12 protein-coding genes are annotated in these 13,908 nt (G+C 67.6%); 4 read left to right on the top strand and 8 right to left on the bottom strand.

Translation table 11 applies throughout. The features are described from left to right. Complete coding sequence (locus GFS60_RS06025; protein ID WP_159919636.1) at window positions 1-873, bottom strand: aminodeoxychorismate lyase; 873 nt, start codon at window positions 871-873, stop codon at window positions 1-3. A 61-nt stretch (window positions 874-934) separates the two neighbouring features. Between GFS60_RS06025 and ygfZ the strand changes: the two genes are divergently transcribed. The 4 genes from ygfZ (at window position 935) to GFS60_RS06005 (ending at window position 4,068) form a co-directional block, all read left to right on the top strand. Beyond that, window positions 935-2,056 (top strand): CAF17-like 4Fe-4S cluster assembly/insertion protein YgfZ, encoded by a 1,122-nt coding sequence (gene ygfZ, locus GFS60_RS06020; protein ID WP_159919634.1) that lies wholly within the window; start codon window positions 935-937, stop codon window positions 2,054-2,056. Next, complete coding sequence (locus tag GFS60_RS06015) at window positions 2,053-2,736, top strand: MOSC domain-containing protein (protein ID WP_159919632.1); 684 nt, start codon at window positions 2,053-2,055, stop codon at window positions 2,734-2,736. The genes ygfZ and GFS60_RS06015 overlap by 4 nt, the downstream gene beginning before the upstream one ends. Then, entirely contained in the window at window positions 2,733-3,686 is a 954-nt protein-coding gene (locus GFS60_RS06010) for an asparaginase (RefSeq protein WP_159919630.1), read from the top strand. The genes GFS60_RS06015 and GFS60_RS06010 overlap by 4 nt, the downstream gene beginning before the upstream one ends. Window positions 3,687-3,867: 181 nt before the next feature. After that, the gene (locus GFS60_RS06005; RefSeq protein WP_109327228.1) at window positions 3,868-4,068 is read left to right on the top strand and encodes a DUF3073 domain-containing protein; all 201 of its coding nucleotides are present in this window, start codon (window positions 3,868-3,870) and stop codon (window positions 4,066-4,068) included. A gap of 106 nt (window positions 4,069-4,174) precedes the next feature. Here GFS60_RS06005 and purM read toward each other — a convergent pair whose 3' ends face one another. The 7 genes from purM to GFS60_RS05970 form a co-directional block, all read right to left on the bottom strand. After that, window positions 4,175-5,254, bottom strand: a complete 1,080-nt coding sequence (purM, locus tag GFS60_RS06000) for a phosphoribosylformylglycinamidine cyclo-ligase (protein ID WP_159919629.1) — start codon at window positions 5,252-5,254, stop codon at window positions 4,175-4,177. A gap of 118 nt (window positions 5,255-5,372) precedes the next feature. Continuing rightward, the gene (purF, locus tag GFS60_RS05995; protein ID WP_109327225.1) at window positions 5,373-6,956 is read right to left on the bottom strand and encodes an amidophosphoribosyltransferase; all 1,584 of its coding nucleotides are present in this window, start codon (window positions 6,954-6,956) and stop codon (window positions 5,373-5,375) included. Between the two features lie 406 nt (window positions 6,957-7,362). Beyond that, window positions 7,363-7,746, bottom strand: a complete 384-nt coding sequence (locus GFS60_RS05990) for a sterol carrier family protein (RefSeq protein ID WP_109327215.1) — start codon at window positions 7,744-7,746, stop codon at window positions 7,363-7,365. Window positions 7,747-7,750: 4 nt separating this feature from the next. Continuing rightward, window positions 7,751-8,371 carry a CPBP family intramembrane glutamic endopeptidase gene (locus GFS60_RS05985; RefSeq protein ID WP_442972179.1) on the bottom strand — a complete coding sequence of 207 codons (621 nt, stop codon included), beginning with the start codon at window positions 8,369-8,371 and terminating at the stop codon, window positions 7,751-7,753. Window positions 8,372-8,391: 20 nt separating this feature from the next. Continuing rightward, on the bottom strand, window positions 8,392-10,161 hold the full coding sequence (locus tag GFS60_RS05980) for an alpha/beta hydrolase (RefSeq protein ID WP_159919625.1): 1,770 nt from the start codon (window positions 10,159-10,161) through the stop codon (window positions 8,392-8,394). Window positions 10,162-10,164: 3 nt separating this feature from the next. Then, on the bottom strand, window positions 10,165-12,450 hold the full coding sequence (purL, locus tag GFS60_RS05975) for a phosphoribosylformylglycinamidine synthase subunit PurL (protein ID WP_159919623.1): 2,286 nt from the start codon (window positions 12,448-12,450) through the stop codon (window positions 10,165-10,167). Window positions 12,451-12,596: 146 nt separating this feature from the next. After that, window positions 12,597-13,883, bottom strand: coding sequence for a M18 family aminopeptidase (locus tag GFS60_RS05970; protein WP_159919621.1), 1,287 nt, complete (start codon window positions 13,881-13,883; stop codon window positions 12,597-12,599). Window positions 13,884-13,908 lie beyond the last annotated feature (25 nt).

The following is a 13,908-nucleotide window of genomic DNA, read 5'->3' as shown; positions in this document are numbered from 1 at the left end:
TCAAGCCTCGGCGGACTCCGAGCCCGCGGTCTCGACCGCAAGGTCCACCAGCTTCACGATCTCGTCAGCGAGAGGAGGCTCCGGAAGCACCAGTCCGTCGATCTTGCGCACCCGCGCTGCCATGGTGACGCTGGAAATTAGCCAAACACCCTCTGCGGTAATGAGATCTGCGGGACGCAGCGCGGCATACTCGCAGCGGAAGCCCTTTTTGGACGCCACGTCGTACAGCGCCTGCTGCGTGGTCCCCGGCAGGATGCCGTGCTCCGGCGGCGGGGTGAGGAGCGTTTTCTCCCGGGCGATGACGACGGTGGAACGTGGCCCTTCCAACACATTGCCTTCACTACTGACGAAGATCACATCGTCGGCGCCCAACGTCGCCGCGTAGCGCAGAGCCGCCATGTTGGTCGCATATGACAAGGTCTTGGCCCCGAGTAGCTGCCACGGCGCACTCGCGGACAGGTCCACGGAGTACCCACGTGCCAGTGTGAGAACCGACACGCCGTCGCGACGAGCGTCGAGAATGCGGTCGGACACCGCACCGATCGTGACGAACGCCGTCGGGTCACCCCCGGATTCCCTCCCCCGGCTGAGCACCAGACGCATCGCACCCTCGCGTTCGGAGCCCCACTGTTCCACGGCAAGTTCGATGGCGAGGCGCCACTCGTCGAGATCCAGCATCGGCAGGGCGAGGGCCCGGGCGGACGTCACGAGGCGGGACAGATGCGGTTCCACCTTGAGCGCCCGGCCGCCGCGCACGAGCAGCGTCTCGAAGACACCGTCGCCGCGCACCACCGCCAGATCGTCCGCGTACAGGAGCGGGGCGTTCGCATCGCGTACCTCGTGGTCCAGCGTCACCAGCACTGCATCAGACATGGAGCCAGCCTATCCACCCTGCCTGCCGCCCCACCCCCTCCGTGGTCCCTAGACTGGGTTCGTGGTCGACAAACTGCCCGTTTCACCAAGTCCACTTCTCACGACCCCGGGCGCTGTCCGCGCGCCCGACGACTCGCCGGACGCCGGGGTCGCATGGCACCACGGCGACCCCCTCGGGGAACAGCGCAGCGCCGAGCGTTCCGCCGTGGTCATCGACCGGTCCCACCGTTTCGTCCTCGCCGTCGCGGGTGCCGAACGACTGACCTGGTTGCACACCATTTCCAGCCAGCACATCGCCGCCCTCGCCGACGGTGAGGGCGCGGAGAACCTCAGCCTCGACGTCAACGGCCGCGTCGAACACCACTTCGTGCAGACCGACCTCGCCGGCGTCACCTGGATCGACACCGAGACCGATCGCGGACCCGACCTCCTGTCGTTCCTCACCAAGATGGTGTTCTGGGCCAAGGCCGAACCCCGCGACGGGAACGAGCTGGCGGTCCTCACCGTGATCGGACCGGACGCTCCCGCCGCACTCGAGGGAGCCGGAGCCGCCGCACCGACCGAGCCGTATGCCGCCGTCGGACTGGCGGGCGGCGGATTCGTTCGCCGCATGCCATGGCCTACCGACTCCTCGTTCGACCTGCTGGTGCCCCGCGAGCAGCTGACCGACTGGTGGGCTCGGCTCACCGCGGCGGGAGCCGCACCAGCCGGAACGTGGGCCTTCGAGGCGCTCCGGGTCGCGGCCCTGCGGCCCCGCCTCGGACTCGACACCGACGAACGCACCATCCCGCACGAAGTCCGGTGGATCGGCGGTCCTGCCGAACACGGGGCCGTCCACCTGGAGAAGGGCTGCTACCGCGGGCAGGAGACGGTGGCCCGTGTTCACAATCTCGGCAAGCCGCCCCGACACCTCGTGCTGCTGCACCTCGACGGGAGCGCCGAAGGTCGCCCGGAAACCGGTGACCCTGTCACTGCAGGCGGCCGCACAGTGGGCCGTGTGGGCACGGTGATCGACCATCACGAATTCGGTCCCATCGCCCTCGCCCTGATCAAACGCTCCATTCCCGTCGACACCGAGTTGGTCACGGGACCGTGCGCCGCCTCCATCGATCCCGACTCCGTTCCCACCGAGGAGACCGTGCAGGCCGGCCGAGCCGCCGTCGAGCGGCTGCGCGGCCGGTGAGCGCAGGGGCCAGGGCGGCCGGCGAGGTGCTGGCTGTCTGCGTCCTGCACACCGAGCGGGACAGTGGTGTCCGACGTGTGGAACGCACGGCTATCGACAAGCGTCCCGTGGACGGTCCGATACGGGTGACGGCCACCGGGCTGGCAGGCGACTACGTCTGCGACACCAAGTACCACGGCGGCCCGTTCAAAGCCGTGTACGCGTATCAGGAAGACGAGGCGCGGCGGTGGGAGGCGGAGCTCGGCCGCGAGTTACCACCGGGCTGGTTCGGCGAGAATCTGCGGGTACGCGGCGTCCCGACGAGCGACGCGGTGATCGGGGAGCGTTGGCGGATCGGCACCACCGAGCTGGAAGTCGACAGCCCCCGGACGCCCTGCCGCACCTTTGCGGTGTGGGCAGGCGAGGAGCACTGGGTCAAGCGGTTCACTCAGCGCGGGGACACGGGGGCCTACCTGCGGGTGGTGACGGAAGGGTCGATCAGTGCCGGCGACACCGTGCACCGCCACCACATACCCGCGCACGGTGTCACCGTGCGTGATCTCTTCACCGGCCGCGACGCCGAGCGCTGCGCCGCTCTGCTCGCGCAGCAGGAGGATCTCTCGCCGGCCGCCGCCCAAATGGCCCGGCGCGTCGTCGAGCGAGCGGGCATGGCCGAGCCGGAGGACAAGGTGACGACGTGAGCATCGAACTCGTCGAGGTGGTTCGATCGGGGTTCCGCGAGTGCGTCCATCGAGGATCCGCGGTGATCCTGGGTCCGGACGGCGATATTGCCGTCGCGGTCGGCGAGGTGCACACGCCGATCTACCCGCGTTCGTCCAACAAACCCTGGCAAGCGGTGACGCTCCTCAGGAACGGCTTCGCGCCGACGAGTGCGGAGGAACTCGCGATTGCGACCGCCTCGCACGAAGGGGAATCGGACCACGTCGAGCTGGTCGAGGAACTACTTCTCCGCCACGGACTCGACGAGGATCAGCTCCGCTGTCCCGCGGACCTCCCGTCCAACGAACTCGCCCGCGCCGAACTGCTGGCGGCCGGCGAACTCCCCCGGCCGATCTACATGAACTGCTCGGGCAAGCATGCCGCGATGCTCGCCACCTGCCTGGCCAACGACTGGCCGCTGGACAGCTACCTCGAGCCGACGCACCCGTTGCAACTCGCGGTCGTCGAGACCCTCGGGTCGATCAGCGGTGAGGTCGACGCGGAATTGGGTATCGACGGTTGCGGCCTCCCGATCGTCCCGCTGTCGTTGACGCATCTGGCGCGGGCCTTCGCGCGGCTCGTCACGGCCGAGCCCGATTCACCGGAGCGCGCCGTCGCCGACGCCATTCGGGAGCACCCCTATCTGATCTCGGGCACCGGAAAGGACGACGCCCGGCTGATGCCGGTGGTGCCCGGCCTGGTGTCGAAGGCCGGCGCCGAAGCCGTCTACGCCGGAGCACTGCCGGACGGTTCGGCGTTCGCGCTCAAGATCGAGGACGGCCACGAACGGGCCCGCCTGCCGCTGGCCGCAGCCCTGCTGCACAGGATGGGCGCGGAGTGGACGGAGGACCTCGCTGCCCTCGCCTCGCAGCCCGTGCTCGGTGGTGGCGTCCGGGTGGGAACGGTCCGCGCGATTCCTGGAGTGTTCTGAGCCGAAAAATTTCGGCATTCTGGCTGCTCGCGCACTGGGTGAGACACAACAGACACCACGACAGGCGGTGGATGGAAGCGCGAGCGACTTTTCCACGCTAGAGTGTGGGCAGGAACTTACACACTCAAACGGGGCCGCCAAATTCCCCAGGCCGCCCCGCGAAAGCGCGAGGGGGTCAGCCATGGGCCGCGGCCGGGCTAAGGCAAAGCAGACCAAGGTTGCACGCGAGTTGAAGTACAGCGTACCGACCACGGATTTTGACAGCCTGCAACGAGAGCTCTCAGGTGGGTCGTCCAACTCGCATCGGGACGAGGTCTTTGCTGACCAGCGTGCCGACAGGGAGGGGTACTCCTTGGAGGACGATGACGACTGGCGGCGCTGATAGTAGCGACAACGAAATGAGGGGGAGCCGAGTCCGGCTCCCCCTCATTTCCACATCTTCAGCCGGACAGGGCCGCTAGCTCGCCCCGTCCGGCTTTGTCAGATCCTCAGAATCGCGGGTGGTCCCCGGCGAGCTGCGCCCGCAGCTCCGATGCGTCGTGCGACTTCTTGATGCTGCCCAACGTCCAGCAGTCGATGTGCCGTGCCGTCAGGACGGCCAGCGCACGATCGACGTCCTCGGGAGCCACGATGGCGACCATGCCGACACCCATGTTGAACGTCTGCTCCATCTCACTGCGCTCGACGCGACCGCGCTGCGCGATCATCGCGAAGATGGGAGCGGGGCTCCAGGTTCCGCGATCGAGTTCCGCGACGAGCCCCTTGGGCATGACCCGGGCCAGGTTGTTGGCGAGTCCCCCGCCGGTGACGTGGCAGAACGTGCGCACATCAGTCTCGGCGGCGAGGGCCAGGCAGTCCTTCGCGTAGATCTTGGTGGGCTCGAGCATTTCTTCGCCCAGCGTGCGTCCGAACTCGTCGACGTGTGCCGTCAAGCTCATGTGGTCGATCTCGAGCAGCACCTTGCGGGCCAGCGAGTAACCATTGGAATGCAGCCCGGAGGAGCCCATGGCGATCACGACGTCGCCGGGCCGGACCCGGTCCGGACCGAGAAGCTGGTCGGCCTCGACCACGCCGATGCCGGTCGCCGACAGGTCGTAGTCGCCGTCGGCCATCACGCCCGGGTGCTCTGCCGTCTCACCGCCCAGCAGCGCGCAGCCGGCCTGGATGCAACCCTCGGCGATGCCGCTGACCAGCTCGGCGACCCGCTCGGGGACGACCCGTCCGACAGCGATGTAGTCCTGGAGGAACAGCGGCTCGGCGCCGCACACCACGAGATCGTCGACGACCATCGCGACCAGGTCGAGTCCGACCGTGTCGTGCTTGTCGAGCGCCTGGGCGACGGCGAGCTTGGTGCCGACACCGTCCGTGGAGGCCGCGAGCAGCGGCTCCTTGTAATCACCCTTGAGCGCGAAGAGACCCGCGAATCCACCCAGACCACCGAGAACCTCGGGACGGCTGGCCTTCTTGGCCAGGGGCGCGAAGAGTTCCACCGCCCGATCGCCTGCGGCGATGTCGACTCCCGCGGCGGCGTAGGACGCTCCAGGGCGACTTGTCGGATCCTCGGTCATGTGGTTGTTACTCCAGCCTTCTGTTGCTCGTCAATGTGGTGTCGGTCGGGCAATCGAGTGCTGTGATTGCGCCCTTACGGTACCGGAGCACATTCGACGGCCGACCCGATGTACTGGCCTAGGGTCGGCTGAGCGCGTGCGCGTTGTCGTTGTCCCGGGTGGCGGGACCGCCGGCCGCGCTCTCGAGCATTCCTTCGAGGACGTTCTTGCCGATCGACGTTTCCGTCGGGAGTGCGATGGGATAGGTGCCGGTGAAGCACGCCGTGCACAGCCGCGTGGCGGGCTGCTCGGTGGCCGCGATCATCCCGTCGGTGGAGATGTAGCCGAGGGTGTCGGCGCCGATGGATCGGCGGACGCCTTCGAGCATCTCGTCGAAGCTTCCGGGCTCGGCTCCGCCCCCGGCGCCGTTGGCGATCAGCTCGGCAGGCGAGGCGAAGTCGATGCCGTAGAAGCAGGGCCATTTGACCGGCGGTGAGGCGATCCGGACGTGGATTTCGAGAGCACCCGCCTCCCGCAGCATCCGGATGAGTGCGCGCTGCGTGTTGCCGCGGACGATGGAGTCGTCCACCACGACGAGACGTTTACCTCGGATGACTTCCTTGAGCGGGTTGAGCTTGAGCCGGATACCGAGCTGACGAATGGTCTGGGACGGCTGGATGAAGGTACGGCCCACGTAGGCGTTCTTCATCAACCCCTGGCCGTACGGAATTCCCGACCCCTGCGCGTACCCGACCGCGGCGGGGGTGCCCGACTCCGGAACCGGAATGACGAGGTCGCCGTCGGCCGGATGCTCGGTGGCGAGTCGACGGCCGATCTCGACGCGGGTGGAGTGCACCGAACGGCCGGCGATGACGCTGTCCGGGCGCGCCAGGTACACGTACTCGAACACGCAGCCCTTGGGTTCGGGGTTCGCGAAGCGGGAGGAGCGGACTCCGTCGGCGTCGATGGCGAGAAGTTCACCGGGCTCGATGTCGCGGACGAAGGATGCACCGACGATGTCGAGGGCGGCGGTCTCGCTGGCGACCACCCAGCCGCGGTCCAGGCGGCCGAGACAGAGTGGGCGGATGCCGTGCGGGTCTCGGGCCGCGTAGAGAGTGTGCTCGTCCATGAAGGTGAGACAGAACGCGCCGCGCAGCGTCGGCAGCAGTTTCATCGCCGCCTGCTCGATGGTGCTGTCCGTGGCGGCATGCGCGAGGAGGGCACCGACGACATCCGAATCGGAGGTGGCGCCGCCCGGGCGCTTGTCGTTGACCAGCCCGGCTTCCCGCGCCCGTCCGGCCAACTCCGCCGTGTTCACCAGGTTGCCGTTGTGTCCGAGAGCGATACCGCTGCCCGCGGCGGTGGTCCGGAAGATCGGCTGGGCGTTCTCCCACGTGGTCGATCCCGTGGTCGAGTACCGGCAGTGCCCTACGGCGACGTGCCCGGGCATGGCGGCCAGCGTCTGCTCGTCGAACACCTGACTGACCAGACCGAGGTCTTTGAACACCAGCACCTGGGAGCCGTCCGCGACGGCAATGCCTGCCGCTTCCTGTCCACGGTGCTGCAGAGCATAAAGCCCGTAGTACGTGAGTTTCGCCACATCCTCTCCCGGCGCCCAGACGCCGAAGACGCCGCATTCTTCGCGGGGTTCGTTCTCGTCCTCGTCGGACGGGTTCGAAGAGAGGAGATTAGGACTGTTGACCGACAGATCGGCTCTGGTCACCTGGGTGCTCCCTGGGGATGGGCGTGTGAGGGGCACCCACAGTCTACGTGCCGTCGGCGGTCGGCTCGGCCACGGTGCCCCATGCGTGTGTGCAGATCCGGGATGAACGGACCGACATCGGTTAGTTTCGATACCGATCGAAAGCTCGGATCGACAGAGTGGGGGTCTTCCGTTGACTGTCCGCACCACGGCTCCGACCGCGGCCACACGCCTCCTCGACGCCTTCGAGGGCGTCATCGGAATACCACTTCCCGTGCGCGTCCGATGCTGGGACGGCTCCGAGGCCGCATCTCCGGCATCGGTATGTCGGAACACGCGGGCGCGTCGACCACAGGTGCTCGCCGTTCGTCCGTCCGACGACGGGTCGAGCGGGCTGCCGCGCACCCGTTCGTTGTGGCTGGGTTGACTACACCCGCAGCAGCGGCAACCAGTGGGCGATCTCGCCGGCGCGGGCCCCGGACACGGTGACCCCGCCGCCCTGAGTCGCCTCATCGAAGTCGATCAGGCCCGTCACGAGGAGCAACCAGGTCCGCGGGTCGGTTTCCACCACGTTGGGTGGTGTGCCCCTCGTGTGGCGCGGGCCCTCGATGCACTGCACCGCCACGAACGGGGGAACCCTCACCTCGACGCTCGATCCGGGGGCCACCTGCTCGAGAGTTCGGGCGCTGAGCCGGACCGCCGCAGCGAGGACGGTTCGGGACGGCTTCTCGACGGTGTCCCCGCGTAACCACGGGCCGATTTCCAGGACGGCCGCCCTCATCTCGGCTGGGTTCACGGCTCGACGCGGCATGCCTTCAATCTACTGGTCCGGGTTCCGCGGCCCGGGCGGCGACCGCGCCGGCGACGTTGACCGAAAGGTGCAGCAGTGCGGGCGCTACGACGCTGCCGCTCCGGCGCCTCAGCTCTTCGAACAACACTCCCGATGCGGCGGTGACGATCACCGTGCCGAGGACACTGTCGTGCGCGAGTCGGGCCGCCCGAAGGTGCCAGAGTCCGAACGTCACCGCATGCAACGCACGCGCGGTCCGCGGTGACCACTCCCGTTGCAGGACGGCGCTCAGGACGCTGCGGAACAGCAGTTCCTCGGCGACCACCGTGCCCACGGGGATCCGAAAACCGACCCAGCCGTAGAAGTCCGCGGAATGCGCTGCGCGCCGTACCCCACTTCGCCACGGCTGCGCCACTACGGCCGTGGCACCTGCGACCACCGGGATCAGCGCGGCCGCCGCGCCGGATCTCAGTCCCGCAGGCACTGTGGCTGGGGACAGCCCTAGTTCGTTCCGGCTGTACCCGGCGGCGCGCACCACTCCCACCGCTGTCAGCGCCGTTGCGGCGCCGGCGACCGCGCGCCCGTACGGCCCCCACCCGCACCGCGGAAGTATCCCGTTGTTCCACACCACGACCGCCGTTGCCACCAACACAGACGACGATCTGCTCACTTCTCTGGACCCTCGCTACCGGCAAGCATGTCGAGAGCCGTCCGGACCCGCATGGTGTCGAGCGGTGTCCATCCCTCGGGCTGAGCAACGGTGACCCACCCGTCGAGCACGAGCGTCCCGTAATTGTGACCGTGCCCGTCCGGTACTCCGGCCGCATTGGTGAGATCGGCCGACACCTGCCAGAACGTCACGAAGGGAAACCATTTCATCGACGGTGAGCGGTCGTCGCCCGGCGGTTCCTTCAACCAGTCCGGTCTGGTGAACGCGAGGTCCGGCGACCACCACACCACCGGATCGGATGCGTGTTGCACGTACAGGATCCGGGGAGAGAGCCACTCCCGGGTGTTGTCGACCATGTCGGCGGCGTCGTCGGCGAATCGCACCACCAGACCCGCGGCGTACTCCGGATCCACCTCAGAGGTGCCGGGGTCACGACGCTCGATCAACTGCCCCCACAGACGGTTCGCATTGGGCGGGCCGACCCAGAGCACACCGTCGACGGTCTGCCGGATGTCGGTCAGCGTGTCGAAGGCACCCTCCCCCGCCTGAGTCCCGAGACTCTCGCCGTAGACCAGCAACTTGGGACGGGTTGCCTCGGGCTCCTGGAGCCAACGTTCGTGCACCCGGCCGATGAGTTGTCGTCCCGCCTCGGCGGCCTTGTCTCGGTCGGCGAGGAAGGACACCCAACTCGGCAGGAAGGAATACTGACTGGCCACCAACGCGGTGTTTCCGTTGTGGACGAGCTCGATAGCCTGCGCTGCAGTGGGATTCACCCATCCTGTTCCCGTGGTCGGGATGACCACCAGCACCTCGCGCTGGAATGCCCCGGTCCGCTCGAGTTCGTCGATGACGATGTCCATGCGGGCGTCCGCGTCCTCGGCCGTCTCGAGGCCGGCATAGACACGGATCGGGTTTACGGCCGGTGTGCCGTTCGCTGCAGTGAGACCGGCTGCGTCCAGCCCCCGGGAGACGAAGTTGCGGCCCTCGTACCCGAGCGTGTCCCACGGCGCGAACGACGCCGGGCTGCCCGACTTTTCGGGGTCGACCGGCTGGACGACACCGTCCCGGGTGGACGAATTCTGCAGGCTGAACCCTAGATTGGCGACGGCATAGATGCCGCGTACCAGAACCCCGTCGACGAGGAGGAGAAACAACACCGTGACGATGAGGATGCCCGCTGTCGTGGCGGTGGGAATGGCGAGGTGCCAGCGCCGGATCAGACGGCCCGCTATCCATCGCACCAACTCGCGCAGCAGCCGCCACCCCGAGACGATGGCCCCACCGACCAGCAAGCTGAGCCCACCGGTACGGATGTATCCCGTGGTCGTGGTGCCCTCGGCGCCCATGAGGCCGGCGATCTCCCGCTGCCACGCCGCCGAGTACCCGAGCATCACCAGGCTCACCACCACGGAGGTGACCGTGACGAATACCGTGATCGTGGTGGATCGTGATTCCGGCAGCGGCCACCACGCCTTGCGTCGCAAGAAGTACCGGCGCACGGCCCAACCCAGCGCCGTACCGAACGCATAGCCGATCGCGGCGTTGATCCCCCCGATCAAACCCTGGAACAGCCAGTCACGAGGCAGCAACGACGGGGTGAGCGACCAGCAGAAGAACAGCGTCGCACAGGCGATGCCGGTGACGTCGAGACGCAGGAGACGCCACAATCTTTCGAGCCGGGAGTCGCGAAGACGGATCGATCCACCGAGCCGCGGGCGTTCCCGCGGCTCGGTGTCAATCCTGTCCAGCGCCCCCGATTCGACCACGCATCACCCGAACAACGCCGGCAGGGTCGCTTCTGACGTCGCGCGCAGTTCGGCAAGGGTGATCGAGAATTGTCCCTGGATCTCCACGGAGTCGGAGCCTTCGTCCACCACACCGATGCGCACCCACGGGAGGTTACGTGCCGTGCACATTCCGGTAAAGCGAGTTTCTTCCGTACGCGGGACGGCGACGAGCACACGACCCGACGACTCGGAGAACAAGGTGACGAACGGATCGGCGTCGTCGGGAAGCAGGATGCGGCAACCGGTTTCACCGGCGAGCGCGGCCTCGACGACAGCCTGCGCGAGGCCACCCTCCGACAGGTCGTGTGCGGCAGACACCAGGCCGTCACGCGACGACGCCAGGAGGATGTCGGCGAGAAGCTGCTCGCGTTCGAGATCGACCTGCGGGGGGACGCCGCCGAGATGTCCGTGCTCGACCTGCGACCAGATCGAACCGTCGAATTCGTCACGCGTCTCGCCGAGCAGAATCAGCGTTTCACCCGGTTCGAGACCGAGGCCCGTGGGGATGCGCCGGTGCACGTCGTCGATGACGCCGAGCACTGCGACCACCGGGGTGGGCAGGATCGGCGTAGAACCGGTCTGGTTGTAGAAGCTCACGTTGCCACCGGTGACGGGAATGCCCAGCTTGGCGCAACCATCGGCCAGACCGCGCACGGCCTGCTGGAACTGCCACATCACGCCCGGGTCTTCCGGGGATCCGAAATTGAGGCAGTTGCTGACGGCCTTCGGGGTGGCTCCGGTGACGGCAACGTTGCGGAACGCCTCGGCGAGTGCCAGCTGCGCTCCGGTGTACGGGTCGAGTGCGGTGTAGCGGCCGGACGCGTCGGTGGCCAGGGCGATGCCGCGGCCCGTCTCCTCGTCGACGCGGATGACACCGGAATCGGCATTTTCGGCCAGTACCGTGTTGCCGCGGACGTAACGGTCGTACTGCTCGGTGATCCACTTCCGGCTGCACAGAGCCGGCGACGCGATCATCTTCAGCAGCGTCGCCTTCAGCTCCTCGGCGGACTCGGGCCGCTTCAGCCCCGCCGTGGTGTTCGCGACCAGCGCATCCTGGCTCGCGGGCCGCTGCACCGGACGCTCGTACACAGGGCCCTCGTGGGCGACGGTGCGCGGCGGCACGTCGACGACGGTTTCGCCGTGCCAGGAAATCGTGAGACGGTCACCGTCGGTGACCTCACCGATCACCGTGGCGAGAACATCCCACTTCTTGCACACGGCCATGAACGCATCCACGTTCTCGGGCGTCACGACGGCACACATACGTTCCTGCGACTCGCTGGACAGCACCTCCGCCGCCGTCATGCCCGTCGCGCGCATCGGGACCTGCTCGAGGTCGATGTGCATGCCGCCGTCGCCGGCCGCGGCCAACTCGGACGTGGCGCAGGACAGTCCGGCACCGCCGAGGTCCTGGATACCGACCACGAGCTTGGCGGCATACAGCTCGAGACAGCACTCGATGAGCACCTTCTCGGTGAACGGATCGCCCACCTGCACAGCCGGGAGCTTCTTCCGGCCGGTACCCGATTCGTCGCCGTCGAACGTCTCCGACGCAAGCACGGACACGCCGCCGATGCCGTCGAGTCCGGTGCGGGCACCGAACAGAATGATCTTGTTACCGGCGCCCGAGGCGAAGGCGAGATGCAGATCCTCGACGCGCATGGCACCAGCACACAGCGCGTTGACCAGAGGGTTTCCGGCGTACGACTCGTCGAACACGGTTTCGCCGCCCACATTGGGCAGCCCGAGCGAGTTGCCGTAGCCACCGACACCGCGCACCACACCGTCGACCACGCGCCGGGTGTCGGGGGCATCCGCCGCACCGAAACGCAGCTGGTCCATGACGGCGATGGGACGCGCGCCCATGGCCATGATGTCGCGGACGATGCCGCCGACACCGGTGGCCGCACCCTGGTAGGGCTCGACGTAGGACGGATGGTTGTGGCTTTCGACCTTGAACGTGACGGCCCAGCCGTCACCGATGTCGACCACTCCGGCGTTCTCCCCGATACCGGCGAGCATCGAGGAGCGCATCTCGTCGGTGGTGGTCTCACCGAAGTACTTCAGGTGCACCTTGGAAGACTTGTACGAGCAGTGCTCACTCCACATCACCGAGTACATCGCCAGCTCGGCCTCGGTGGGGCGCCGGCCCAGGATCTCCTTGATACGGGCGTACTCGTCGTCCTTGAGGCCAAGCTCTTTGTAAGGCTGCGCGACTTCGGGGTTCGCGGCGGCGGCGGTGACGGTATCGACCGGGTGTGCTGACACTGGAGGTGTGGTCCCTTCCCTACGGGAGTCAAGAGCGGCAAGCCGGAGTCAGGGCCGGCCGGTGAGCCGGGTGGCGACGAGCCGTACGTCAGTCTATCCGGCACCTTCTTCCGCCATCGACCTGGCGCTCACCGGCCTGCCCGGCGTCAGGCTGTCGGTGTGAGGAACGCCGCAAGGGCGTCGGAGTATGCCCGCACGTCGCGGGCACCCATCAGTTCCCGCGAAGAGTGCATGCCCAGTTGAGCGGCACCGACGTCGACGGTGCTCAGACCGGTTCGTGAGGCGGTGATCGGGCCGATGGTCGACCCGCACGGCAGATCGGCGCGGTGCACATACCTCTGCAACGGCACGCCGGCCTGATCGCACGCCAGCGCGAACGCTCCCGCGCCCGCCGCGTCGGTGGCGTAGCGCAGATTCTGATTGACCTTGAGGACCGGCCCGGCGTTGACGGCGATCTGGTGTGCGGGTTCGTGGCGGTCCGGATAGTTGGGGTGCGTGGCGTGCGCCATGTCGCCCGACGCACACAACGAGCCGGCCATGGCCTGCAGGAATTCTTCGCGCCCGCCACCCCGGCCGAGCACGATGCGCTCGAGAACGGTGTTGAGCAGGTCCGAGAACGCCCCGCGATCCGACATACTCCCGACCTCCTCGTGATCGAAGAGCGCGAGCACGGGCACGTGATCACCTGCCGGGTACTCGGCGGCGGCGAGCAGTGCCTGGGTTCCGGCGTAGCAGGTGCCCTGGTTGTCGAGCCGCGGCGCGCTGACGAGATCCTCCTCCGTCCCGACCACCGCACTGGGCGCGAGGTCGTGGGTCATCAGTTCCCAGCCGAGCACCGAATCCGCGGGCACCTCGGCCCGGTCCGCGACGAAGTCGATGAAGGATCGACGTCCCGAACCGACACCCCAGACCGCGTTGAGGTGTCGTTGCGGGTCGAGGTGCACTCCCTTGCGATCCTCCGACAGGTGAATTGCGAGCTGCGGGACCCGCAGGATCGGTTGGTCGATGCGAACGAGTTTCTGTTCCACCACGTTGCCGACCCGCACGCTCAGGCGTCCCGAGATACCCAGGTCGCGGTCGAGCCACGAATTGAGCCACGCACCCCCGTACGGCTCGAGACCCACCATCTGCCACCCGGCCGACCACAGATCGGGATGCTGCTTGACGCGCAGGTTCGGGCTGTCGGTGTGCCCGCCGACGATGCGGAACGGCGCCGTCCGCCCGACCCGCTCGGTGCTCCAGGCGATGAGTGATCCGCCGCGAACCAGGAAGTAGCGGCCAGGTTCGCCGGGCCACGAGTCCGTCTCGTGCAGCTCGGTAAATCCGTTGCCGGACAGCAACATCGACACCGTCGCGCACACATGGAAGGGCGACGGTGACGCATCGACGAAGGTGCACAGGCCCTGGGCGTCGGCCCACGTAGTGGAATGCATGGAGCCAATCATGCAGGACGCGGTG

Origin of the sequence: Rhodococcus sp. WAY2 (assembly GCF_009859915.1) — a bacterium.
In the GTDB taxonomy this organism is placed as follows: Bacteria; Actinomycetota; Actinomycetes; order Mycobacteriales; family Mycobacteriaceae; genus Rhodococcus_F; species Rhodococcus_F oxybenzonivorans.
This window is presented reverse-complemented; position numbering and strand designations above follow the sequence as displayed.